This is a genomic window from Haloactinopolyspora alba, from assembly GCF_003014555.1.
GTDB classification, from domain to species: domain Bacteria; phylum Actinomycetota; class Actinomycetes; order Jiangellales; family Jiangellaceae; genus Haloactinopolyspora; species Haloactinopolyspora alba.
Window position 1 is genome coordinate 1 of record NZ_PYGE01000010.1, and the last position, 24,225, is coordinate 24,225.

General features: G+C 72.3%; 22 protein-coding genes and 2 pseudogenes. 21 read left to right on the top strand and 3 right to left on the bottom strand.

Translation table 11 applies throughout. The features are described 5' to 3' along the window. Positions 1-157 precede the first annotated feature (157 nt). Together CLV30_RS14215 and CLV30_RS27335 are read right to left on the bottom strand one after the other, a co-directional pair. Complete coding sequence (locus tag CLV30_RS14215; protein ID WP_106537893.1) at positions 158-1,339, bottom strand: heparan-alpha-glucosaminide N-acetyltransferase domain-containing protein; 1,182 nt, start codon at positions 1,337-1,339, stop codon at positions 158-160. 140 nt (positions 1,340-1,479) lie between these two features. Beyond that, positions 1,480-1,854: pseudogene (locus CLV30_RS27335) on the bottom strand (cupin domain-containing protein); the annotation flags it as partial. Here CLV30_RS27335 and CLV30_RS26980 point away from each other — a divergent pair. The 6 genes and pseudogenes from CLV30_RS26980 to CLV30_RS14250 all read left to right on the top strand — a co-directional run. Continuing rightward, positions 1,777-1,965, top strand: a pseudogene (locus tag CLV30_RS26980) (mycothiol transferase); the annotation flags it as partial. The pseudogenes CLV30_RS27335 and CLV30_RS26980 sit on opposite strands and share 78 nt — an antisense overlap. 235 nt (positions 1,966-2,200) lie before the next feature. After that, positions 2,201-4,084 (top strand): molecular chaperone DnaK, encoded by a 1,884-nt coding sequence (gene dnaK / locus CLV30_RS14230; protein ID WP_106537894.1) that lies wholly within the window; start codon positions 2,201-2,203, stop codon positions 4,082-4,084. After that, entirely contained in the window at positions 4,081-4,794 is a 714-nt protein-coding gene (gene grpE / locus CLV30_RS14235) for a nucleotide exchange factor GrpE (protein WP_211300061.1), read from the top strand. The genes dnaK and grpE overlap by 4 nt, the downstream gene beginning before the upstream one ends. A 21-nt stretch (positions 4,795-4,815) precedes the next feature. Then, positions 4,816-5,970, top strand: coding sequence for a molecular chaperone DnaJ (gene dnaJ, locus CLV30_RS14240; RefSeq protein WP_106537895.1), 1,155 nt, complete (start codon positions 4,816-4,818; stop codon positions 5,968-5,970). 32 nt (positions 5,971-6,002) lie between these two features. Continuing rightward, positions 6,003-6,377 carry a heat shock protein transcriptional repressor HspR gene (locus tag CLV30_RS14245; RefSeq protein ID WP_205740937.1) on the top strand — a complete coding sequence of 125 codons (375 nt, stop codon included), beginning with the start codon at positions 6,003-6,005 and terminating at the stop codon, positions 6,375-6,377. A gap of 565 nt (positions 6,378-6,942) precedes the next feature. After that, positions 6,943-7,578: an RNA polymerase sigma factor gene (locus tag CLV30_RS14250; protein ID WP_106537897.1), complete on the top strand. Its 636-nt coding sequence runs from the start codon at positions 6,943-6,945 to the stop codon at positions 7,576-7,578. A 112-nt stretch (positions 7,579-7,690) separates the two neighbouring features. Here CLV30_RS14250 and CLV30_RS27565 read toward each other — a convergent pair whose 3' ends face one another. Further along, a complete protein-coding gene (locus tag CLV30_RS27565) occupies positions 7,691-7,825 on the bottom strand; it encodes a hypothetical protein (RefSeq protein WP_276320013.1) in 135 nt (44 codons plus the stop codon). A gap of 276 nt (positions 7,826-8,101) precedes the next feature. On the opposite strand from CLV30_RS27565, the gene CLV30_RS14255 reads away from it, so the two are divergent. From CLV30_RS14255 to CLV30_RS14325, 15 genes are read left to right on the top strand one after another with little or no spacing between them, the layout of a single operon-like run. Next, positions 8,102-8,512, top strand: coding sequence for an acyl carrier protein (locus CLV30_RS14255; protein ID WP_106537898.1), 411 nt, complete (start codon positions 8,102-8,104; stop codon positions 8,510-8,512). Position 8,513: 1 nt separating this feature from the next. After that, positions 8,514-8,936, top strand: a complete 423-nt coding sequence (locus CLV30_RS14260; protein WP_106537899.1) for a holo-ACP synthase — start codon at positions 8,514-8,516, stop codon at positions 8,934-8,936. After that, entirely contained in the window at positions 8,921-9,370 is a 450-nt protein-coding gene (locus CLV30_RS14265; protein ID WP_106537900.1) for a hotdog family protein, read from the top strand. The genes CLV30_RS14260 and CLV30_RS14265 overlap by 16 nt, the downstream gene beginning before the upstream one ends. Then, positions 9,367-10,659 carry a beta-ketoacyl-[acyl-carrier-protein] synthase family protein gene (locus CLV30_RS14270; RefSeq protein WP_106537901.1) on the top strand — a complete coding sequence of 431 codons (1,293 nt, stop codon included), beginning with the start codon at positions 9,367-9,369 and terminating at the stop codon, positions 10,657-10,659. Before CLV30_RS14265 ends, CLV30_RS14270 begins: the two co-directional genes overlap by 4 nt. After that, positions 10,656-11,048 carry a 3-hydroxyacyl-ACP dehydratase FabZ family protein gene (locus tag CLV30_RS14275; protein WP_106537902.1) on the top strand — a complete coding sequence of 131 codons (393 nt, stop codon included), beginning with the start codon at positions 10,656-10,658 and terminating at the stop codon, positions 11,046-11,048. The genes CLV30_RS14270 and CLV30_RS14275 overlap by 4 nt, the downstream gene beginning before the upstream one ends. After that, on the top strand, positions 11,045-12,328 hold the full coding sequence (locus CLV30_RS14280; protein WP_106537903.1) for a beta-ketoacyl-[acyl-carrier-protein] synthase family protein: 1,284 nt from the start codon (positions 11,045-11,047) through the stop codon (positions 12,326-12,328). Before CLV30_RS14275 ends, CLV30_RS14280 begins: the two co-directional genes overlap by 4 nt. Positions 12,329-12,363: 35 nt before the next feature. Continuing rightward, positions 12,364-14,697 (top strand): beta-ketoacyl-[acyl-carrier-protein] synthase family protein, encoded by a 2,334-nt coding sequence (locus tag CLV30_RS14285; RefSeq protein ID WP_165358672.1) that lies wholly within the window; start codon positions 12,364-12,366, stop codon positions 14,695-14,697. A gap of 10 nt (positions 14,698-14,707) precedes the next feature. Further along, positions 14,708-15,481, top strand: a complete 774-nt coding sequence (locus CLV30_RS14290; RefSeq protein ID WP_106537905.1) for an SDR family NAD(P)-dependent oxidoreductase — start codon at positions 14,708-14,710, stop codon at positions 15,479-15,481. Beyond that, positions 15,475-16,593: a 3-oxoacyl-ACP synthase III family protein gene (locus CLV30_RS14295; RefSeq protein WP_106537906.1), complete on the top strand. Its 1,119-nt coding sequence runs from the start codon at positions 15,475-15,477 to the stop codon at positions 16,591-16,593. The genes CLV30_RS14290 and CLV30_RS14295 overlap by 7 nt, the downstream gene beginning before the upstream one ends. Next, on the top strand, positions 16,590-18,167 hold the full coding sequence (locus tag CLV30_RS14300) for a phytoene desaturase family protein (RefSeq protein WP_165358671.1): 1,578 nt from the start codon (positions 16,590-16,592) through the stop codon (positions 18,165-18,167). The genes CLV30_RS14295 and CLV30_RS14300 overlap by 4 nt, the downstream gene beginning before the upstream one ends. Next, complete coding sequence (locus tag CLV30_RS14305) at positions 18,164-19,867, top strand: acetyl-CoA carboxylase carboxyltransferase subunit alpha (protein ID WP_106537908.1); 1,704 nt, start codon at positions 18,164-18,166, stop codon at positions 19,865-19,867. The genes CLV30_RS14300 and CLV30_RS14305 overlap by 4 nt, the downstream gene beginning before the upstream one ends. Before the next feature lie 20 nt (positions 19,868-19,887). Continuing rightward, the gene (locus tag CLV30_RS14310; protein ID WP_205740933.1) at positions 19,888-20,430 is read left to right on the top strand and encodes an acetyl-CoA carboxylase biotin carboxyl carrier protein; all 543 of its coding nucleotides are present in this window, start codon (positions 19,888-19,890) and stop codon (positions 20,428-20,430) included. Positions 20,431-20,458: 28 nt separating this feature from the next. Beyond that, complete coding sequence (accC, locus tag CLV30_RS14315; protein ID WP_106537910.1) at positions 20,459-21,817, top strand: acetyl-CoA carboxylase biotin carboxylase subunit; 1,359 nt, start codon at positions 20,459-20,461, stop codon at positions 21,815-21,817. After that, positions 21,814-22,773 (top strand): ACP S-malonyltransferase, encoded by a 960-nt coding sequence (gene fabD, locus CLV30_RS14320; RefSeq protein ID WP_106537911.1) that lies wholly within the window; start codon positions 21,814-21,816, stop codon positions 22,771-22,773. Before accC ends, fabD begins: the two co-directional genes overlap by 4 nt. After that, a complete protein-coding gene (locus CLV30_RS14325) occupies positions 22,770-24,209 on the top strand; it encodes a DHA2 family efflux MFS transporter permease subunit (RefSeq protein ID WP_106537912.1) in 1,440 nt (479 codons plus the stop codon). The genes fabD and CLV30_RS14325 overlap by 4 nt, the downstream gene beginning before the upstream one ends. The last annotated feature ends 16 nt before the right edge of the window (positions 24,210-24,225 follow it).

Below are 24,225 nucleotides of genomic sequence, written 5' to 3' on the forward strand. Positions count from 1 at the left end.
CTACACTCGACCTGAAAACCCCAGCCCAAGCGCTGGACGAACTGCTCGCCAACCCGGCAGCAGCATGACCGTTGCTTACACCGATGGACACCGCCAGGCCTGTACGGGTGGTGACGCATGGAATTCCATGGTGAACGTGGTCATTCTCGGGGCGGGGTCATTCCTTGGTGGTGCGGGTGGGGACGAGGTCGCGGGCGGAGCGGGACATCGCGGCCGCGAGCGCCTCGAGAGGGCCGCGGCCGATGAACCTGCGCCACGGCATCGCGATCGCGAAGGCCACCACGATGTGCCAGAGGTAGGCGTTCGGGGTGTCCGCCGGAAGGATGCCCGCGAGCAGCACCACGTGCAGGCTGTAGAGCGTGAACGTCATGCTGCCCACAGCGCCGAGCGGGCGCAGCAGCGCTCGCGCCTTCGGGGCGAGCAGCAGCATCAGCCCGAGCACCGCCAGCGCCGCGCCGGTGGTGTGCAGCAGGTCGAACGGCGTCGCCGTGTGCGGTGAGGCGACGGTCATCCACCACCAGCTCGTAGTGGGGGTCGTGCCGTAGAACGATGTCGTCAGCACCTGGCCGGCGAAGTCGAACGGGCTGGCCGGGTGACCGCCGAGCCCGGCCGTGGCCAGGTGCTCCGCGCCGCCCTGGCGCAGCACCACCCAGGAGGTCAGCCAGGCGGCGACCGCGAGGACCGCGCCGCCCGCGAGCAGGCCCCCGGCCACTCGCGTCGAGCGCAGTGCCAGCCGGCCGATGCCGAGCCCGGCCAGCAGGTACGCCATCCACGGGAACACCGGGTAGTAGCCGGTGAGCAGGAGCTCGCGCACCAGCTGATTCGGCGCGGCGAGCGAGTCGAGGTTCGGGTTGTCGTAGCTCGACGGCGGCAGCTCGAGCCGCCAGGCGTAGCTGATCAGCGGTGCGGCGACGGCCCACAACGCTGCCAGCGGAAGCAGCACGCGCGCGGACAGCCCGAGGAACGGCAGCGCCACCAGGAACAGCAGGCCGTAGTACGCCAGGATCACGGCCACCCCGGAGTCGAACGACCCCAGGACGAGCCCCACCAGGAAGATCACCAGGGCGCGCATGCCGACGCCGAGGCGCATCGACGTCAGCCGCCGCCTGCGCGGCACGGTCCGGCCCCCGCACGCGAGCGCCAGGCTCACGCCCGCGAGCACCGCGAACAGCGCAGAGGAACGCCCGCCGGCGATCAGGCGGGAGACGGAGAACTCGCCGCCGTCGGTCATGGCCGGGACGATGTGCACCGACATCATGCCGAGCAGGGCGACACCCCGTGCCGCGTCGATACCGAGAAGCCGGGCCGAGGACGTCGTGGCCGGGGTGTCGTCGCGCATGTGTCGCGGGTCAGAACACGAGGTTCAGCAGGAAGGGTGCGAACCCGGCGACGAGACACAGGACCAGCACGACAGCGACCACTCTGGTGCGCAGATCGGTCCGCCGCGGACCGTCGTCGTCAGAATACATGGCGACCAGCCTACGTCCACGGTCGACGGGGGTCGGCGCGCACGTGTGCGCGTATCCCTTGCTGGCCGTACAGGACGAGAAGCTCGACCGCGCCGCCGTCAGCGCTGCCCAGCCAATGCGGCGCGGACGTGTCGAACTCCGCGACCTCGCCGGCCGACAACGTCAGGTCGCGCTCGCCCAGAACCAGCCGCAGGCGGCCGTTGAGCACGTACAGCCATTCTTGGCCCTCGTAAGTCTGCGGAGTCGGCTCGAGTGGGTCCGGCCGAGCCGGGATGATCATCTTGAACGCCTGCGTACCGCCTGGCCGACGGTCGCGCGGGCGAACGACGTCCTCGACGGGTGCGCGGACCTCGGTGCGCCGGTCCCGCGGCCCCCGCGTCGGCGCCGTGCTCCCAGTGTGCGCTGGGCGCTCACCCACATGATCGAAGAGACCGGCCGGCACGCCGGCCATGCGGACATTCTCCGCGAACTGATCGACGGCACGACCGGGCGCTGATTACGCGTCGTCCAGCGCGGCGACAGCTGTTGTCCGGCAACGACGACACATGACGGCATGCCCGCGGTCGCTGTCGTGGGCGGTCGACAGGTCGCCGGGAATCATCGCGACGGGCCGCACGTTGGGCCCAGTGAGACTTGAGTGGCCCTGGCTCAAGGCGATTTGGCGCTTCGAGCCCCCGGCCGTCATACTTGAGCGCGAATGACTCAACGAATACACACTCGGAGGTATCGCCATGGCACAAGCCGTCGGCATCGACCTGGGAACGACGAACTCCGTCGTCTCCGTCCTCGAAGGTGGCGAGCCTGCCGTCATCGCCAACGCCGAGGGATCCCGCACCACTCCGTCGGTGGTCGCGTTCGCCAAGAACGGTGAGGTCCTGGTCGGTGAAGTCGCCAAGCGGCAGGCCGTGACCAACGTCGAGCGCACCATCCGCTCCGTCAAGCGGCACATGGGCTCGGACTGGAAGCAGGAGGTGGACGACAAGACGTTCACCCCGCAGCAGATCTCGGCCTTCGTGCTGCAGAAGCTGAAGCGTGACGCCGAGTCCTACCTCGGCGAGGACGTCACCGACGCCGTCGTCACGGTTCCCGCGTACTTCAACGACGCCCAGCGCCAGGCCACCAAGGAGGCCGGTGAGATCGCCGGCCTGAACGTGCTGCGCATCGTCAACGAGCCGACGGCGGCTGCGCTGGCCTACGGCCTCGACAAGGAGTCCGACCAGACCATCCTGGTGTTCGACCTCGGTGGCGGCACGTTCGACGTGTCCCTGCTCGAGATCGGTGAGGGCGTCGTCGAGGTCAAGGCGACCAGCGGTGACAACCACCTCGGTGGTGACGACTGGGACCAGAAGATCGTCGACTGGATGGTCGAGCGGGTCAAGAGCGCCAACGGCCTCGACCTCTCCAAGGACAAGATCGCGATGCAGCGTGTCCGTGAGGCCGCCGAGCGCGCGAAGATCGAGCTGTCGTCCAGCACGCAGACGTCCATCTCGCTGCCGTACATCGCGCAGGACGAGGACAAGAACCCGGTGCACGTGGACGAGAGCATCTCCCGTGCCCAGTTCGAGCAGATGACCTCGGACCTGCTGGAGCGTACGCGCAAGCCGTTCGAGAACGTCGTGCGCGACGCCGGCATCTCGGTCGACCAGATCAACCACGTGGTGCTGGTCGGTGGCTCCACCCGCATGCCCGCCGTCGTCGACCTGGTCAAGGAGCTGACCGGCGGCAAGGAGCCGAACAAGGGCGTGAACCCGGACGAGGTCGTCGCGGTCGGCGCCAGCCTGCAGGCCGGTGTGCTGCGCGGTGACGTCAAGGACGTGCTGCTGCTGGACGTGACGCCGCTGTCCCTGGGTATCGAGACCAAGGGCGGGGTCATGACCAAGCTCATCGAGCGGAACACGACCATCCCGACCAAGCGCTCGGAGATCTTCACCACCGCCGACGACAACCAGCCCACGGTGGGCATCCAGGTCTTCCAGGGCGAGCGCGAGATCGCCGCGTACAACAAGAAGCTCGGCACGTTCGACCTGACCGGTCTTCCGCCGGCGCCGCGCGGTGTCCCGCAGATCGAGGTCACCTTCGACATCGACGCGAACGGCATCGTCCACGTGTCCGCGAAGGACCTCGGCACCGGCCGCGAACAGTCGATGACCATCACCGGCGGCTCGTCGCTGCCGAAGGAGGACATCGACCGGATGGTCAAGGAGGCCGAGGAGTACGCCGAGGAGGACCGCAAGAGGCGCGAGTCCGCCGAGACCCGCAACCAGGCGGAGTCGCTGGTGTACCAGACCGAGAAGTTCCTGGCCGACAACGACGAGAAGGTCGGGACGCTGTCGCAGGAGGTGCGCGACGACGTCGACTCCGCGCTGGCGGAGGCGAAGAAGGCGCTCGAGGGCACCGACGACGCCGCCATCAAGTCCAGCTCGGAGCGGCTGCAGACGGCGTTCCAGGCGCTGGGGGCCGCGATCTACGCGACCGCCGAGCAGCCGACCGGCACCGCCGACGCGGGTGCGACCGGCGAGGACGGTTCGGCGTCGGCCGGCGCCGCGCAGGGCGACGCCGAGGAGGACGTCGTCGAGGCCGAGATCGTCGACGAGGAGAAGGACGACAACAAGTGACCGACGCGGAGCGGGCTGCCGGCTCCGAGGAGACCGTGGAGGAGCCGCCGGTCGTGCGTGACCGGCGGCGGGTCGATCCGGAGACGGGCGAGTTGCGTGAACCCGAGCACGCCGACGACCTGGCCGACGCCAGCGCCGAAGCCGACGGTGCGGCAGCCGGTGACGACGAGGTCGCCCGTGCGCGGGCGGAAGCCGCGGAGCGGCTCGAGGACCTGCGGCGGCTGCAGGCCGAGTACGTCAACTACCGCCGGCGTGTCGAGCGCGACCGCGAGTTGGTCCGCGAGAACGCCAAGGCGGAGGTGCTGGCCGAGCTTCTGCCGGTGCTCGACGACATCGGCCGGGCCCGCGACCACGGCGACCTCACCGGGGCGTTCCGGTCCGTGGGCGAGGCGGTCGAGTCCGTGACCGGCAAGGCCGGGCTGGAGCGGTTCGGTGAGCCGGGCGACGAGTTCGACCCGACCGTGCACGAGGCGCTCATGCACGGGTACGCCGACGATGTGGACGTGCCCACGTGCACGCAGATCCTGCAGCCGGGCTACCGGGTCGGCGAACGGGTCATCCGCCCGGCACGGGTCGCGGTGTCCGAGCCGACCGAGGCGCTGCCGGAGGGCGGCGCGGAATCCGCGGACCCGCTGCCGGAGCCGGCGCCCGAAGCACAGGGCGAGCAGGACACCGCGGCCGATACGGACACCCGCCAGCAGGAGAGCTGACGCAGCAGAAGGGAGGGGCGCGTGAGTACCAAGGACTGGATCGAGAAGGACTACTACAAGATCCTCGGCGTCCCCGAGGACGCTGATGCGGCCACGGTCAAGAAGGCCTACCGCACCCTGGCTCGCGAGCTCCACCCTGACCACAACAAGGACGACCAGGAGGCCGAGGCCCGGTTCAAGGACGTCTCGGAGGCCTACTCGGTCCTGTCCGACCCGCAGAAGCGCAAGGAGTACGACGAGGCCCGCACCATGTTCGGCGGCGGCATGCGCTCGCCGGGCGGTGACGGGGCCGGCGGTTCGTTCTCGTTCGACCTCGGCGACCTGTTCGGCAGCAGCGGCGGGACGGGCGGTCTGGGTGACGTGTTCGGTGGCCTGTTCAACCAGCGGGCCCGCACCCGGACCGGTTCCGCCCGCCGCGGCGCCGACGTCGAGCGTGAGGTCTCGGTCAGCTTCACCGAAGCCGTCGAGGGCAAGACCATCCCGTTGAAGCTGACCAGCTCGTCGGCGTGCGCGTCGTGCGCCGGAACGGGTGCGCGTGCGGGGACGGTGCCGCGGGTCTGCCCGACGTGCGTCGGGACCGGATTCACCAGCACCGACTCCGGCGGGTTCGGCATGGCCGAGCCGTGCCAGGACTGCAAGGGCCGCGGCATGGTCGTGGACGACCCCTGCCCGGTCTGCGCGGGTTCCGGCCGCGGCACCACCAGCCGGGTCATGCACGTGCGCATCCCGGCCGGCGTGGTCGACGGCCAGCGCATCCGGTTGCGCGGCAAAGGCGTTCCGGGCGAGCACGGCGGTCCGGCGGGCGATCTGTACGTCGTCATCCACGTCGGGTCGCATCCGGTCTTCGGCCGGCGCGGCGAGCACCTGACGGTGACCGTACCGGTCACCTTCCCCGAGGTCGCCCTCGGCGCCGAGATCAAGGTCCCGACGCTGGGCAGCGGCCCGGTGACGCTGCGGATCCCGCAGGGGACACCCACCGGGCGCACCTTCCGCGTCCGCGGCAGGGGTGCCACTCGCAAGGACGGCTCGCGCGGCGACCTGCTGGTGACCGTCGAGGTCGCCGTCCCCGAGTCGGTGCCGCCGGATGCCCGTCAGGCCCTCGAGCAGTACCGGGACGCGGCGTCCGGTGACGACGTGCGGGCGGCGCTGATGAACACCGCGGCAAAGGAGAGATGACCATGGACGCGGGAGGCAGATTCATCGTCGCGATGTCCGGCGCCGCGCGCCTGGTCAGCGACGACGAGCCGTTGTACGTCATCTCGGTGGCCGCCGAGATGGCCGGCATGCACCCGCAGACACTGCGTCAGTACGACCGGCTCGGGCTCGTCTCGCCGCGGCGGACGGGCGGCGGCGGCCGCCGTTACTCGCTGCGTGAGGTCGAGATGCTGCGCGAGGTGCAGCGGCTGTCCCAGGAGGACGGCGTGAACCTCGTCGGCATCAAACGGATCATGGAGCTCGAAGCCGAGGTGCACGAGTTGCGCACCCGGCTGGCGTCGATGGAGGAGGTCGCGCAGGGCCGCGACAGTTACCTGCCGGTGCCGGCGTTCGCGTCGGCGCTCGCGGTCTACCGCTCGCGGCCCTGACGCCGCCCGTATCGTGCGCACGACGCCGCCGGTCCGGTTCGCCGGGCCGGCGGCGTCGTCGTTCCCGGGGCCGTCGCCGCTGTGTGTGTCCGGCCGTCGCGTGTCCCGTCGACCCTGACGATCATCTGGGGTTCACCGGGCGATACGGCGATGTAACTGTTTCTCACATTGACATGTCGTCTGGTGCGTTGTTTGACTTAGTCGCGACGACTTGAGCGTTTTGTGCAGTCGTTGTGGATAGATTTCTCAGCCCGTTGAAATCCGGTGACGAACGCGAACCGACCATGCCGGGCCCCGCGCCCGCGGCGTCGGGACGTGCGGAAAGGTCGCACATGCTCACCTCGCGCAGTTGTGACGCGGAGCGACGGGCCGAGGTCGCGGGGGTGGCGGCACGAGAGATGCGGTCCGTGCCACGGCACCCGAATCCACGCACAGCCGCGGCCGGCGCTGCTCGCGGCTCAGACCACGACGTGCAACAGAGGCCGCCGATGGCCGCCCCGATCACGGGGTCGAGCCCGGTCCGTCGTGTGGTCGGCACGTTCATACGATCCGGGGGGCGGACTGGGTGGAGACCTTCACGACGACGGATGATCTCGTCAAGGCCTGTCTGAACGACGACGAACACGCATGGCGCGCACTGGTCGGCAGATTCGGGCCGATGGTCTGGTCGATCGCTCGGGCGCACCGCTTGAACGCCGCGGACAGCGACGAGGTCAGCCAGGCCACGTGGGTACGGCTGTGGCGCAACCTGGGCGGGCTGCGTGAGCCGGCCCGGCTGGCCGAGTGGCTGTCGATGATCGCCCGGCGCGAGTCGCTGCGGCTGTTGCAGGCCCCGCACCGGCGCACCGAGGCGCGCCCGTCCGAGGAACTGGCGCGGGTGGCCGACGACACCGAGAGCGTCGAGGGGTATGTGCTGTCGGAGGACCGTGCCCAGCAGCTTTCGCGTGCCGTCCGCGAGCTCCCGCCGCGTTGTCAGCAGATGGTCGCGCTGCTGATCGAGAACCGCAACTACGCCGAGATCGCCGCGGCGCTCGACATCTCGTCGGACTCGGTGGGCCCGATCCGGAACCGGTGCCTGGCGCGGCTGCGTGCGTTGCTGAACGAGGACGACGGGGCGGCGGCGGGCCCGGGGTGCTGCGGGAGCGCCCGCGCGGCGGGCCGCGACCGCGCACGTTCGGCGGAGCGCGACCGGGCGGACTGACCGGCCCGGTTCGCGCACCGGCACCGGTTCGCGCACCGGCCCTGGCTCGCGCACCGGCCCTGGCTCGCGACCGGGTCCGCCTATCCCACTGGCTGGGCAGGCGGCCGGTCGCTCAGGCCGGCGGCCGGTCGCGGACGTCGGCCGCCCGCTCGAGAACGTCCGGTGGGACCTGGCCGATCAGGCCGCGCAGCTGTGCCAGTAGCTCGTCGTCGGTCGGGTCGTCGTCATCGATGGTGTCGCCCGACATGTCCACCTCCCTGCTGGAGTGCCCGTGTGGAATGGCGACCACGTTACCTGCCCGCACCTGTGAATGCGCTGTGAACGGTAGGGGTCCCGTTCAGGTGGAATTCATGCCGAATTCGTGGTGAATGAGCAGAAGGTAGATGTGACCCACGCCACAGAGATTCATTGCCGGTTTTCTGTACGACAGCGACGGCGACCCGGGTCTTAACGGTGTAAATCGCCTGAATCAGGTGACTAAGCACATCAAAGGTTGATGTGTCACAAGTCGGAAGGATCATTCATGACTGTGGCCAAGGACCAGGTGTTCGACGCCGTCAGCTCCGCGCTCGTCGACGCGCTGGGTGTGGACGAGGACGAGGTCGTGGGTTCGGCAACCCTGCTCGGTGACCTCGAAGCCGAGTCGATCGACCTGCTCGACATCCTCTTCCGCCTCGAGCGGTCGCTGGGTGTCAAGATCGCGGCGTCCGACCTCGCGGAGCACGTGCAGGGCGGTATCTCCGAAGAGGAATTCGGTACACCGGAGGGCGTCGTCTCCGACGTGGGCCTCGCCCAGCTGGCCCGGGTGATGCCGCAGATCGACGTCGAGAAGCTGCGCGGGTCGCTGCCCGCCGAGGACGTCATGGGCCTGTTCACCGTCGACAACCTGGTGAGCCTCGTCGAGGCGCGGGTCGGCGCCGCGGCCGCGGCCTGACGTGGCGATCCGCGTCGGCGTCGACGTGGTGCACATCTCGCGGATGCGCCGGCTGCTCGACCAGCAACCGGGGCTGCGGACCGAGCTGTTCACCTCCGGCGAGCGGCGAACCTGCGGCGAGCGCCGGAACGGCGTCGGACGTCTCGCCGCCCGGTTCGCGGCCAAGGAGGCGGTGCTGAAGGCCTTCGGCACCGGTATCGGCCCGCGGATGCGGTGGATCGACGTCGAGATCGTGACCGGGGCGCTGGGGCGTCCCTCCGTGCAGCTGTACGGCGAGGTGGCCGCGGTGAGCGCCCGGCGCGGCACGCAGGAGATCGACGTGTCGCTGTCGCACACCGGCGACGTCGCCGTGGCCAACGCCGTCGTCGTCACCTCGCCCCCGGACCGACCTGGAGAGGAGGAACCGTCGTGTTGTTCCAGCTGACCGACCGGATCGTCGACTATCAGCCGGGGCGGTCGATCCGCGCGCGCAAGCTCACGTCCCGGGCGGAGCCGTACTGGCGCGAGAGCGCGGACGACGGGCCCGTGATGCCGCCGCCGCTGGTCCTGGAGACGCTGTGCCAGGCCGGCGCCTGGCTGGTGATGCTCGACACCGACGTCGCCCGCCGGGCGGCACTGTTGTCGGTGTCGGACACGCGGTTCAGTGGGCCGGTGCGCCCCGGGGACGTGCTCACCGTGGACGCCACCGTCGAGTCCAGCTCCGCGGAGCGAGCCGTGATGTCCGGCGTGGTCCGGGTGGACGAGCGGACGGTGCTCGAGGCCAGCGACGTGATGTGCGCCCTGGTGGACACCGCCGACCTGGACGATCCGGCCGTCACCCGGCGCCAGCTCGAGGCGCTGTCGGGAGACCTGCCATGAGCGGCGACCGCAGGCGCGTCGTCGTCACCGGCATCGGGGCCGTGACACCGCTCGGCAACGACGCCGCCGCCACGTGGAAGTCGCTCGCGGCCGGGCGCAGCGGCGTGCGCGCGATCACCACGTTCGACGCGTCGACGTTCCCGGTCCGGATCGCCGGGCAGGTCACCGACTTCGACGTGACCGCCGCGGTGCCGGACCGCCGGCACCGCCGGTACCTGTCCCGTGGCGCCGGGTACGGCGTCGGTGCGGCGGTGGAGGCGCTCGCGCAGGCCGGTCCGATGGACGGCACCGACCCGTACCGGCGGGGTGTGTCGGTCGGCGGCACGGTCGGCCGGGTGGGCCTCCAGCAGCTCGCCGACATGTCCTGGCTGCTCGAGTCGACGAACCACAGCCGGATCTACCGCCAGTCGCCGGCGGAGGTGCTGGAGCGTGACCAGAACGTCGCCCCCGCGGTGATGGCCGAGATCGGCGAGTGCCGCGGCCCGTTCGTGTCGGTGAGCACGGCCTGCGCCGGCGCGGCGCACGCGCTGGGCGAGGCGTACCTGCGGATCCAGGACGGCGACGCCGACGTCATGCTCGCCGGCGGCTATGACGCGTTGACGACCTGGATGGACGTGTTGGGATTCGCGCTGCTCGGCGCGCTCACCGAGGACGCACCCGACCAGCCGGAACGCGCCTGCAAGCCGTTCGACGCGCGTCGCGACGGTTTCGTGCTCGGCGAGGGCGCGGTGATGGCCGTGCTGGAGGAGCGTGAGCACGCGCTGGCCCGCGGCGCGACCGTGCTCGGCGAGATCGCGGGATACGCGTCCAGCATGAACGCCTACCGGATCACCGACTCGCCGCCGGACGGTGGCGGGGCGATCAACGCGATGCGCGACGCGCTCGGCGACGCCGCGATGGCACCGGAGCAGATCGACTACGTCGCCGCGCACGGCACCGGAACCCCTGGCAACGACGCCAGCGAGACGGTCGCCATCGAGAGCGTCTTCGGCCCCTGGGCCGAGCGGCTGTCGGTCAGCTCGCCCAAGTCGATGGCCGGGCACCTCACGTCGGCGGCGGCCGGGCTCAACCTGGTGGCGGCGCTGGGGGCGCTCGACGAGCAGCTCGTCCCGCCGACCGTCAACCTCGACCATCCCGACCCTGCGTTGCGGCTGGACTACGTGCCGGGCGAGGCACGCAGCCGGCCGGTCCGCGCGGCGCTCGTCAACGCGTTCGCGTTCGGCGGCACGAACGCGAGCTTCGTCGTCACCGGACCCGGGGACCGACCGTCGGCGGAGGTGCCGCGATGATCGGACAGCTGGACGCGGTGCGGTCGCTGACCCCGGGCGTCGGCGGAACGGCGGTACGCAACGTCACCTCGACGGCGGCGATCTTCGCCACCCACTTCCCGCGGTTCCCGGTGCTGCCGGGCGTGCTCGTCATCGACGACCTGACCCGGCTGGCCGCACTGGTGCTCGCCGGCGACGGGCCTGCCGAGCGGTGGGTCCCGGCGGCGGTCGCCCGGGTCCGTTTCCGCCACTACGTGCGACCCGGCGACGTCGTCGAACTGACGGTGCAGGCACGGAACGACGACCCGTCCCGGTTCCAGGGCTCGGCCGTCGTCGACGGCACCACCGTCACCACGGTCGGTGACCTGACCATGACCCGAACGACGGCGCCACCGGGAGGACAGGGATGAGCGACGAGCGGCGTGTGGCGGTGACCGGCATCGGCCTGCTCACCGCGCTGGGCACCGGCCACGAGGCGACATGGAACGGGCTGGTCGCCGGTCGCACCGCGGTCGGCGGGCTGCGCAACTTCGACGCCGGCTCGTTGCGGACCAGGATCGGCGCCGAGCTGACCGAGTTCGACGCGTCGGCGTTCGCGACCCGGCGCATGCTGCGCAGCGCCACGCGTGAGGACGAGCTGGCGCTGGCGGGCCTCAAGCTGGCGGTCGACGACAGCGGCGCCGAGCTCGACCGGCTCGACCCGGAGCGGCTGGCGGTCTTCCTCGGCGGCAACAAGGAGATCTCGCGGCCACAGCATCTGATCGACGGGGCGATGTCGGTGCGGGACGAGGACGGGTCGGCGCACGAACGCGTGCTCGGCGAGCGGATGGGCTCGAGCTTCTACCCGCTGTTCTACGTCGAGGGGCTGCAGGCGGCGGCGTTGTTCTACGCGTCGCAGCGGTACCAGGCCAAGGGCGCCAACGCCTACTTCCACGGCACCGCCGACGCCGGCGCGACCGCGATCGGCCGGGCGTACCGGTCGGTGCGGCGCGGCGAGGCGGACCTCGCGCTGGCAGGCGGGTTCGACACCGGCGTGTCGTTCTGGGCGATGTCGAAGATGGACGGGCTCGGCGTGCTGACCGACCGCAACGAGCTCGGTACCGGGGCGTTCCGCCCGTACGACCGCGAGCGCAGCGGCTCGGTCCTGGGTGAGGGCGCCGTCGTGCTGGTGCTCGAGGAACGCGCGGCGGCAGCGGCCCGCGGCGCGGTGATCTACGCCGAGATCGACGGGTTCGGGTCGGCGTTCGACGCGGGCGGGCTGGTCACGCCGGAACGTGACGGCGCGGCACTCACCGGCGCGGTGCTGGGCGCCGGGCGCGAGGCCGGCTGGACGGCCGACGGGCCCGACTACGTGGCCACGCACGGGTGCGCCACGCCGCTCGGTGACGCCAGCGAGGCCGCCGGGCTGCGGGCGGCGTTCGGCGCGGCGGCCGACCGGGTGGTGGCCAGCAGCGTCAAGCCGGCGGTAGGGCACCTGGTCGCCGCCGCCGGCGCCATGAACGTGGCGACCGCCGCGCTGGCGCTGCACCACGGCAGCGTGCCGCCAACGCTCAACCTCGACGATCCGGACCCGGACTGCGCCATGGACTGGGTGCCGAACGAGTCGCGCGCCCTGCCGGCGCGCTCCGCCGTGGCGCTCGCCCGCGGCCTGGAAGGACAGAACGTCGCTGTCGCGCTCGGCGCGGCATGACCGCCCGAGCGCGTCGCGAGGAACAGGAGCCGACCATGCCAATCGAGACCAGCGAAGTGCCACGCGTCGCCGTGCGCAGCGTCGGCGCGGTGACCGCGCTCGGCGGGGACGCCGCGGCGTTGTGGGCCGGTGCCCGGGACGGCCGGGTGGGTATCCGGCCGGTGCAGCGACTCGACCTGACCGGGGTGCGGACCAAGGTCGGCGGCGAGGTCGACATGTCACCGGAGAGCGCGCACCCGTATCCGCGGCCGGGCGGCTTCCGCGACCGGATGGTCGAGCTCGCGTTGCGGGCGACGGACGAGGCGATGGCCGGCGCCGGGGACCTGCCCGGCCGGGCCGGTGCCGAGCGGTGCGGTGTCGTGTTCGGCACCTGCAACGCCGGCCTGCTGTCCGGCCGGGAGTGGCTGGCCGCCGTCGACCGCGGCGAGCATCCGCCCGCGGGACTGGCGCCGATGTCGACACCTCAGGCCACCGGCGAGGCGCTGGCCGGCGCGTACGACTTCCGCGGTCCGGTGTTCGCGGTGAACACCGCCTGCGCGTCCGGCGCCAACGCCGTGGGGTGGGCGGCGGACCTGATCAGGTCCGGGCAGGCCGACGTGGTGCTGACCGGCGGCTCGGACGCCTTCTCCGACGTGCTGTTCGGCGGGTTCCACGCCCTGGAGGCGCTGTCGCCCGAGCCGGCCCGGCCGTACTCGCGCGAGCGGCAGGGCCTCTCGCTGGGTGAGGGTGCCGCGTTCCTGGTCCTGGCGCGTGAAGACCTGATCGCCGCGGACGACGTGCTGGGCTGGGTCGGCGGGTACGGGCTGTCCGCGGACGGATACCACCCGACGGCGCCGCGACCCGACGGCTCCGGAGCGTCCCGGGCGATCACGCAGGCGCTGCGCTCCGCGGGCGCCCGGCCGGACGAGGTCGGCTACGTCAACGGTCACGGCACCGGGACGGACAAGAACGATCCGGCGGAGACGCAGGCCATCCGTACCGCTCTCGGGGACGCGGCCGACACGGTGCCGGTCAGCAGCACCAAGTCGGTCATCGGCCACCTGCTGGGCGCGGCCGGCGCGGCCGAGGCGGTCGTCACCGTGCACGCGCTCGAGCAGCGCACCGCGCCGCCCACCGCGTCGTACGCGGGCCCGGACCCGGCCTGCGACCTGGACTACGTGCCGCTGGACGCGCGTGCGCTCGACAGCACGGTCGCGGTGTCGAACAACTTCGCCTTCGGCGGCTCGAACGCGAGCCTCGCGCTGCTGCGGGCCGACGACCGCCGCCGGCCACCCGCCGCGGACCTGGACGACGTCGTCGTCACCGGGCTCGCGGCGCTGGGACCGTTCGGCGACGGCGTCGCCGCGGCCCGGGAAGCGGCGCACAGCGCGGGGGTCCCGGCCGATCCCCGGGGTCGCGTGGGCACCATGACGGTGGACCCGGAGCCGCATCTCAGCCGCAAGCAGCGCCGCCGGATGGACCGGATGACCGTGGCCGCCGTGGTCGCCGCGGACAAGGCGCTCGCCGACGCGGAACTGGCCGACGGCGACCGCGCCGGTACCGGCGTGCTGGTCGGCACGTCCGCGGGCCCGGTGGAGTCGATGGCCGCGTTCACCCGCGGCGTGCTCGCCGACGGCCCGTCCGGCGCCGACCCCGCGCTGTTCCCGAACACGGTCTACAACCAGCCCGCCGGGCAGGTGGCGCAGCATCTGGGCCTGCACGGACCGACGTCGACGGTGTCGGCCGGGCACGCCTCGGGTGCGACGGCGCTGGCGTACGCGTGCCAGCTACTGCGCACCGGGCATGCCGACGCCGTGGTGTGCCTGGCCGTCGACCTGGTCGACGAGCTGGTCGTCCGGGCGTACCGCGACCTGGGCGTGCTGTCGACCACGCCGGGTGACCGCCGGTTCGCCGTCACCGACGCCGCCGTCGCCGTGGTTCTGGAGCGGCGCGGGGGCGCCGAGCGGCGCGGCGCTCGGTCCCGCGCCCTGCTCGCCGGGTACGGCAGTGCCAGTCACGTCCGTCCCGGCGGCGTCTCGTGGGACCTCGGCGGAGACGCGACGGCACGCGCCGGCGCGCACGCGCTGCACGACGCCGGCATCGCCGCGGGTGAGGTCGCGGGCGTGTGGACGGCGGCCGCCGGCCTGGCGCCGGCCGACCGAGGCGAGCGCGCCGGGCTGCGCCGGATCTTCGGTGACCGGCTGCCGCCGTTGCACGAACCCAAGAAGGCACTGGGCGAGCCGGTGGGGCCGGGCGGCGCCCTGACGACCGCGCTCGCGGTGGATGCCCTGGACGGCGGGGGCCACGCGGGCCCCGCACTGGTCAACGCGACGTCGCTGGGCGGGACGGCCGTCTCGCTCGTCGTGAGTCCCGCAGCCGACGACAAGTGAGGTCAGCACGATGAATCTGGACGACAGGGTGGCGGTGGTCACCGGCGGCTCGCGCGGCATCGGCCGTGCGACGGCGCTGGCCCTCGCCGCCGACGGCGCACGGGTCGCCGTCAACTACCGATCCGGCAAGGACGAGGCGCACGACGTCGTGGCCGAGATCGAGGCCGCCGGCGGGCGCGCGGCGGCCTTCGCCGCGGACGTCTCCGACTACGAGCAGGCACGGGCGCTGATGGCCGAGGTGCTGGACACCTTCGGTGACCTGCACATCCTGGTCAACAACGCCGGGGTGTCGAAGGACAACCTGATCTATCACATGGATCCGCAGGACTGGATGGACGTCATGCGGGTCAACTTCGGCGGCGTGTTCAACTGCACCAAAGCCGCCCTCGACCACTTCATGGTCACCCGCGACGCGGCCATCGTGAACGTGTCGTCGGTCATGGGCGAGCGCGGCTGGACCGGCGAGTCGAACTACGCCGCGTCCAAGGGCGCCGTCGACGCCTTCACCCGCAGCGCCGCCGTCGAGCTGGCCCGTTTCCGCGTGCGCGTCAACGCGGTGCTGCCAGGATTCGCCCCCACCGACCTGGTCGCCGACCTCTCCGAAGGGGACGTGGCCAAGCATCTCAAGCGGCAGATCCCGATGCGTGACTTCGCCACCGTCGAGCAGGTCGCCTCCGGGATCCGGTTCCTGGCCGGGCCGGAGTCCGAATACATGACCGGTGTGCTGCTGAACGTCGACGGCGGCGGCATGGCCGGGCTCGGGCTGGGACGGCTGAAATGGTGAGCGCGGGCCGGCGGGCGACTATCGCGGGCACCGGCAGCTACCTGCCCGGTGAGCCCATCGGCAACGACGTCATCGAGGCGCTGGCCGGAGCGCTGCCGGACGAGGTGGCGGGTGACATCTCGATCGACTCCCGGCACTGGATCATCGACCCCGAGACCGGTGCGCACCACCACCGCAACACCGACCTGGCGGTCGGCGCCGGGCGGGCGGCCCTCGCCGACGCGGGCGTCGAGCCCGGCGACGTCGACCTGCTGGTGGTGGCGACGGCGACGCCGGAGTACCCGCTGCCGCCGATGGTGAACCTCGTCCAGGACGAGCTGGGCGTCGGCGCGTGCGCGACGTACGAGCTGCGTTCCGGCGGCGCCGGCACGGTGCAGGCGCTGGAACTCGTCCGGCACCAGATCGAGTCCGGGACCTACCGCACGGCGCTGGTCATCGGCAGCGAGGCGACCTCACCGGTGCTCGCGCCGATCTTCCTGGACGTCCCGGCGGGCAAGGTGCGCATCCGGGACCGGATCCCGATGTACATGTTCGGCGACGGCGCCGGCGCGGTGGTTCTGCGTGCCGGAACCGACGGCGGGCTCGTGGGCGGCGCGACCGGCGCGATCGGCAGCGGCCGGCCGCCGGGGATCCAGGTGACCGGAGGCGGCACGCATGCACCGGTGCACGAGCAGAAGGCCGCCAAGCGACTGGTCAAGATCTCTGTCGACGTGGTCGCCGCCGGACACCTGGCGCCGGCGCTGGTCGCCGACGCCATCGGCGACACGCTCACCGCGTGCGACGCCGGACCCGAGCAGGTCGACGTCTGCGTCGTCCCCGAAGGCAACTCCGGCTGGATGCGCGAGGCCATGGGCGAGGGCGCGGTCGAACGCGACGAGTGGAGCAAGATCACCGGCGAGTTCGCGGACAGCCTGTCCCGCCGCGGCGCGCTGGGCTGCGCCGGACCGCTGGTCTGTCTCGACGACGCCGCCCGCGCGGGGCGGATCCCGGCCGGCGCGCGCGTGCTGATCGTCGGCATCGAGAGCAGCAAATGGGTACACGCCGGGGTCCTCGCCGACTGGGGCGCGACGTCCGGCACATCCGACGACACGAGCACGGAGGAACCCGGATGAGCGAGCGAGATGACTACGACGTCATCGTGGTCGGCAGCGGCCTGGGCGGACTGTCGGCGGCGGCGCTGCTGGCGCACAGCGGCGAGCGCGTCCTGGTGTGCGAGCAGGGCGCGGGTATCGGCGGCGTCGCGCACGCGTTCGTCCGCGGCGACTACACGTTCGATCCGGCGATCCACGGCACCGGCGGCGGCCCCATCGTGGGCAACTTCCTCGAGTACCTGGGTGTGGAGGACGAGTGCCGGCTGGTGGTGGCGCCGCACGTGTACGGCGCGGCGTTCCCGGACGGTCTCGACGTCGTCGTGCCGAACGGCTGGGACCAGTTCACCGAGGCCAACGCCGCCGCCCTCGACGACGCCGAGGCCGCCGAGTTCCGCGAGTTCGTGCGGGTGTGCCGCGCCGTCGTCGACGAGATGTCCTGGCTGCCCAACCGGATCGACCCGCGCGAACTGGACGAGGTCATGGCGGCGCGGCCGTACTTCTCCCGCTACCGGATGGCGACGGTGAAGGACGTCCTCGACGACTACGTCTCCGGGCAGCGTGCGCGTGCGCTCGCCGGAGCGGTCTGGCCCTTCATCGGTTCCCCGCCGTCGCGGCTGGCGTTCTCGACGTACGTCAAGGCACTCGACTCCCACCTGGAGGGACCGCGGTACCCGCTTGGCTCCTACCAGCGCATGGCCGACGCGTTCGCGAACGTGGTGCGCTCGTGCGGCGGCGCCGTGCTGGCCGAGACCCCGGTGGCGCGGATCGTCGTGCAGGACGGCCGCGCGACGGGCGTGCGCACCGAGGACGGCACCCAGTTCAGCGCACGTGTGGTGATCTCGAACGCGGACGCCCGGCACACGATGCACGATCTGGTCGGCGACGACCAGCTGCCGGCCGCCTTCGTCAAGCGGCTGAACCGGATGACGCCCACCCTGTCGGCGGTCAGCGTGTTCGCCGCGACCGACATCGACCTGAACGAGCTGGACATCGCCCACGAGACGTTCGTCCATCCGCATCTCGATCACGAGGACAACTGGCGTGAGGTGCTGGCCGGGCGTCCGGCGTCGGCCTGGATGTCGAACACCACGATGATCGACCCCAGCCTGGCTCCTGCGGGCGAGCACCTGGCCATTCTCAACGTGATGGCGCCGTGGCGGCTGGACCGGCCCTGGCGTGAGCTCAAGGAGACGGCCGGCGACGCCCTGGTGCGGCTCTTCGAGCGGGTCGTGCCGGAACTCTCCAGCCGGCTGACCTACCGCGAGGTGGGCACGCCCGAGACCCTGCACCGGTTCACCCGAAGCGACCAGGGCGCGGTGTACGGCTGGGAGAACACGCCCAACCAGGTGGCGAGCAAGCGGCTGGCCCACCGCAGCCCGGTCGAGGGCCTGCTCCTGTCGGGGCACTGGACCGAGGCGAACTGCTCGTCGTTCCGCGCGGTGTCGTCCGGTGTGATCGTCGCCAAGCTCGCCCTCGAGGACCTCGGGAACGAGGTTCTGGCCACCCTGCCGCGCTCGTTCGTCGAACGCACCGGACGGGTGCGGCCCTACCCCCGCGCCGCCACGGCGCCGGACGTCGAAGGAGTGACCCTGTGACCCGGACGAACACCGTTCGAGCGGGCGACACCGCCTGGACCAGGTGTCCGCACTGCTCGTCGTACCTCTACGTGAAGCGGCTGAACCGCAACGACAAGGTCTGCCCGGACTGCCGGCACCACCTGCGGATGCCGCTGGACGAACGCCTCGAGCTGCTGCTCGACGGTGGTTCGCTGCGGATGCTGGACGAGGTGCCGGCCTCGGCCGACCCGCTCGGGTTCGTCGACTCGAAGCCGTACCGGCAACGGCTGGCCGAGGCGCGGGAGCGCACCGGCCGTGCCGACGCCGCCGTCGCCGGAACCGCCACGGTCGGCGGCAGTCCGGTGGTCGTGGCGGCGCTGGATTTCGCCTTCATGGGCGGCAGCGTCGGCACGGTGGTGGGCGACATCCTGGTCCGGGCGGCACAGCTGGCCGGCGAGACGCGGACGCCGCTGCTGCTCGTCTCCGCGTCCGGCGGCGCCCGCATGCAGGAGGGCTGCCTGTCGCTGATGCAGCTGGCCCGCACCTCGCAGGAGATCGCGCGGTTGCGCGAGTCCGGGGTGCTGGTTGTCAACGTGAACACGAACCCGACGTTCGGCGGCGCCACCGCGTCGTTCTCGTCGCTGGGCGACGTGATCGTCGCCGAACCCGGCAGTCTGATCGGCTTCGCCGGCCCGCAGGTGATCCGGCAGACCGTCCGTGAGGAGCTGCCGGCGGGGTTCCAGACCGCCGAGTTCCTGCACGAGCACGGCCTGGCGGACCTGGTCGTGCCGCGCGAGAGCCTGCACGAGACGCTGGCCGGGCTGTTCCGGCTGCACCGCGCCGACACGGCCGACGGTGCGGCCGGGCATGGCCGGGGTGAGCCGCGCCGCCTGTCGACCCGGGCGCCCGCGCCGGCACGGGCGTGGGACGTGGTGACGCGCGCCCGGAACGTGGGCCGGCCCACCACGCTCGACTATCTGCACCAGCTCGCCGACGAGTTCGTCGAGCTGCACGGCGACCGGGTGCACGGCGACGACCCCGCCGTCGTCGGCGGCATCGCCCGGCTGGCCGGGCGCAGCGTCGTCGTCATCGGGCACCAGAAGGGCCACGACACCGCCGAGATGGTGCACCGGAACTTCGGGATGCCGCACCCCGAGGGCTACCGCAAGGCGATGCGGCTGATGCACCACGCCGAACGGTTCGGGCTGCCGGTGGTGACGTTCGTGGACACCGCCGGTGCCTATCCGGGCCTCGAGGCGGAGGAACGCGGACAGGGCGCTGTCATCGCCGAGTGCATCGCCACGATGGCGCGGCTGAGCGTGCCCGTGGTGAGCGTGATCACCGGCGAGGGCGGCAGCGGCGGCGCTTTGGCGCTGGCGGTCGCCAACCGGGTGGTCATGCTGCAGAACGGCTACTACTCGGTGATCTCGCCGGAGGGCTGCTCGACGATCCTCTGGGGCAGCGCCACCCGGGCGCCGGACGCCGCGGCGCAGTTGCGGCTGACCGCGGCGGACCTGCAGGAGTTCGGCGTGGTCGACGAGGTCGTGCTCGAGCCGGACGGCGGTGCGCACGAGGACCCGGCCGGCACCGTCGACCGGGTCGGCGAGACCGTCGCCGCCGTCCTCGCCGAGCTCGGCACGATGTCCGGCGACGAGCTCGTCGCGCACCGGCACGCGCGGTTCGACGCGTTCGGCCGGCTCGGCGCGGACGCTGAGACGGTCCGGGCGGGGGCGGCATGAGCGGCGGCGAGGAAACGGCCGTGGACGTGCCCGCCGAGGCGCCGGCCGCGGAGGCTGTCAGCGGGCCGGAGCGGCAGCGGCTGATCAGTCACCTGCGGTCGGAGGCGTCGGCGCTGCTGACCCAAAGCGGCGAGCCGGTGCAGGTGGTCGAGCTGACCGCCGGCGACTGCTCGGTGCGGCTGGAGCGCCCGGCGCCGGTGAGCGCGCCCGTCGCACCGGGCAACGTGCCGGTCGCGGCGCCTGAAGCGAACGGGCAGGTGCCCGGGGCATCCGCCGACGGGCTCGGCGGACCGGCCGGCGAGGACGACGGCACACCGGTGCACCCGGTCCGCGCGCCGCTGGTGGGCACCTTCTACCGGCGTCCCGGGCCGGACGCGAAACCGTTCGTCGAGGTCGACGACCAGGTCGAGGCCGGCCAGACGCTGGCGATCGTCGAGGCGATGAAGCTGATGAACGAGATCCGCAGTGACCGGGCCGGCCGCGTCGTGGCCGTCCGTCCCGCAGACGGCCAGATGGTCGAGTTCGACGAGGTGCTCGTCGAACTGGCCGTCGCGGACGCCTGACCTCGACCGCCGCGCTGAGGAGACTCGCGTGTTCGACAAAGTACTCATCGCCAACCGCGGCGAGATCGCCGTCCGGATCGTCCGGGCCTGTCGTGAGCTCGGCATCGCCACGGTGGCGGTCTACTCCGACGCGGACGAGGACAGCCTGGCGGTCTCGCTCGCGGACGAGGCCGTGCGCATCGGCCCCGCGCCGGCGACGGCCAGCTACCTGAACATCCCCAACGTGATCGGCGCGGCGCTGAAGACCGGCGCCGACGCGGTGCACCCCGGCTACGGCCTGCTGTCCGAGGACCCGTACTTCGCCGAGATCTGCGCCGACCACGACCTCACCTTCATCGGCCCGTCGCCGTCGGTCATGGAGGCCGTAGGCGACAAGGCCGTCGCCCGGCAGGCGATGACCACCGCGGGGCTGTCGCTGCTGCCCGGGACCGTCGACCCGGTGCACACCTTCGACGAGGCGAACGACGTCGCCGAGGAGATCGGCTACCCGGTGGTCATCAAGGCCTCGGCCGGCGGGGGCGGGCGCGGCATCACCGTGGTGCGCCGGCCCGACGATCTGCGCGAGGCGTACCGGCGGACCCGGGCGACGGCGCAGGCGGTCTTCCGCAACCGTGACGTCTACCTGGAGCGCTACCTCGACCGCGCCCGGCACGTCGAGGTCCAGGTGCTCGCCGACGCACACGGCGACGCCGTGCACCTGGGCGAGCGGGACTGCTCGGTGCAACGGCGGCACCAGAAGCTGGTCGAGGAGGCGCCGTCGCCGGGCGTCTCGCCGCAGCTGCGCGACGAGCTGGGCAAGGCCGCGCTGACCGGCGCCACCGGTGTCGGCTACCGCGGCGCGGGCACCATGGAGTTCCTGCTCGACGACGACGGCCACTTCTGGTTCATGGAGATGAACGCCCGGGTCCAGGTCGAGCACCCGGTCACCGAGATGGTCACCGGGGTCGACATCATCGCCGAGCAGATCCGGGTCGCCGCCGGGCAGCCGCTGTCGTTCACCCAGGACGACGTCGCCCTGGACGGGCACGCCGTCGAGTTCCGGATCAACGCCGAGGACCCGGCCCGTGACTTCGCGCCCACGCCCGGGCGGCTGGACGTCTTCCATCCGCCGGGTGGCCCGTGGACCCGGGTCGACACCGCCTGCCGTCAGGGCGACCGCATCCCGCCGCACTACGACTCGATGATCGCGAAGCTCGTGGTCTGGGGGCCGGACCGGGCGGCGGCACTGGACCGGGCCGGCCGCGCCCTGGACGAGTTCGTGATCGCCGGCGGCGGTGTCCACACCACCACCGGCTTCCACCGCGCCGTCGTCGACCACCCGGAGTTCCGATCCGGCGACGTGCGCACGGACTTCCTGACCCGCCACCCACCGGAGGAGCTGACATGACCCGGACCGCCCACATCTTCCCGGGACAGGGGTCGCAACGCGTCGGCATGGGCCGCGACCTGGCCGACCAACACCCGCGAGCGGCCGAGCTGTTCGCCGCCGCCGACGAGGTACTCGGCTTCGAGCTGAGCCGGCTGTGCTGGGAGGGCCCGGAGGAGGAGCTGCGCCGGACCGAGATCACTCAGCCGGCCCTGTTCGTCGCCTCGCTGGCCATGCACCGGGTCCTCGACGAGTACCTGCCGCCACCGGTCGTCGTTGCCGGTCACAGCCTGGGCGAGTACACCGCCCTGGTCGCCGCCGGCGTGCTGGACTGGACGTCCGCGCTGCGGCTGGTGCGCCGGCGCGGCGAGCTCATGGCAGCGGTCAACGAGAGCACCCCGGGCGCGATGGCCGCGGTGATCGGGCCGGCGGCCGCTCAGGTCGAACGGTGGTGCGCCGCGGCCGGCGACGGCCACGACCGCCTGGTCGAGATCGCCAACCACAACGACGACACGCAGACCGTCGTCTCCGGAACGGTCGCCGGCGTCGCCGCGCTCACCGAGCACGCCCGTACGCACGGCCCGGCCGACACCCGCGTGACGAAGCTCGGCGTCGGCGCGCCGTTCCACTGCTCGCTGATGCGGCCCGTAGAGGCGGAGTTCGCGCGGGAGCTGGACGCCGTCGAGTTCGCCACGCCGCGCATCCCGGTCGTGTCGAACGTCGACGCGAGCACCGTCACCACCGGGCGGCAGGCGCGTTCGGCGCTGCGGGCGCAGCTGGCCGGTGCGGTGCGCTGGCGCGAGAGCATGGACACGATCGCCGGGCACGGCGTGGACGCGTTCGTGGAGGCCGGTCCGGGGCGGGTTCTCACCGGGCTGTGCCGGCGCAGCCGCCCGGACATCACCTGCCACTCGGCCTCGGACGCGCGTCGCGTCGACAGGCTGGTCGCCGAGCTCGCCGTGGCCCAGCCGGCATGACCGGCGACCGGTCGGGCGCCCGCCCCGTCACCACCGTCTTCCTGGCCTGTTCGATGCCGACGTTCATGGCCGGCCTGGACAACCTGGTGGCGGTGACGTCGCTGAACGTGATCCGGCTCGACCTCGGTGCCGACGCGGCTCACCTGCAGTGGATCTCCACCGCCTACATGGTCGCCTTCGCCGGGCTGTTGCTGGTGGCGGCCGGCCTCGGCGACCGGTGGGGCCGGCGCCGGGTGTTCGTCACCGGCATCGTGGTGTTCACCGCCGCGTCGCTGGCGTGCGGGCTCGCCGAGACGACGACCCAGCTCATCGCCGCCCGCGCCGTGCAGGGCGTGGGCGCGGCCACGCTCACGCCGTTGTCGTTGACCATCCTCGCCGGAGCCGTCCCCGAACGCCGGCGCGGACTCGCCGTCGGGCTGTGGAGCGCCGCCAACGGCGCGGCCATCTCGCTCGGCCCGCTCGCCGGTGGCGCCATCGCGGAGGGTCTGGACTGGCGATGGGTGTTCTGGATCAACGTGCCCATCGGCGTGGCGGCCGTCGTGCTGGCACGAAGCCGGCTGCCCGAGAGCCGCGGTGCGGCGAGCCGGATCGACGCCGTCGGCATGGCCGCGGCGTGCGCGGCGATCGTGGCGGCGATCTGGGCCGTCGTGAACGCGCCGGAGCGGGGCTGGACGTCGGGTCCGGTACTGGTGGCCGCCGTCGTCGCGCTGCTGGCGGCCGTGTTCTTCACCCGGTGGGAGCGGCGGACGGAGGCCCCGTTGCTTCCGCCGCGGCTGTACCGGATCCGCAGCTTCACGCTGACCAACCTGGTGACGCTGTGCATGCACGTGGGCGTGTTCGGCTCGATCTTCCTGCTGGCTCAGTTGTTGCAGGTGGCGCACGGGTACGGGCCGTTCGACGCCGGGCTGCGCACCATGGCCTGGACGGTCATGCCGATGCTGGTGGCTCCGGTCGCGGGAGTGCTGACGCAGCGCATCGGCGGCGGCCCGCTGATGGCGGGCGGCCTCGCGCTGCAGGCGGCCGGGCTGGCGTGGATCGCGTCGACGGCGGCGCCCGGGCAGCCGTTCACCGAGATCGTCGGGCCGATGGTGGTGGCCGGAACCGGCATGGGGCTGGTGTTCGCCCCGACGGCCGCGGTGGTGCTGTCGTCCGTGCGGCCGGAGGAACACGGCCTCGCCTCGGGGGCCAACACCACGGTGCGCGAGCTCGGGGGCGCCCTCGGGATCGCCGTCCTCGGCACCGTGTTCCAGGCTCGGGGCGGCTACGCAGACCCGCAGCGGTTCGTCGACGGCGTCACCGCCGCGCTGTGGGTCGCCGTGCCGGTGGTCGCCGTCGGCGCGGTGCTGGCCCTGCTGATTCCTCGTGGTTCCGGTGCGACCGGCGGTGCGACGGTGCAGGTCGACGACGTGTCGTCGGCCGGGGCGCGATCTCGATGACACGTCATAGGATTGT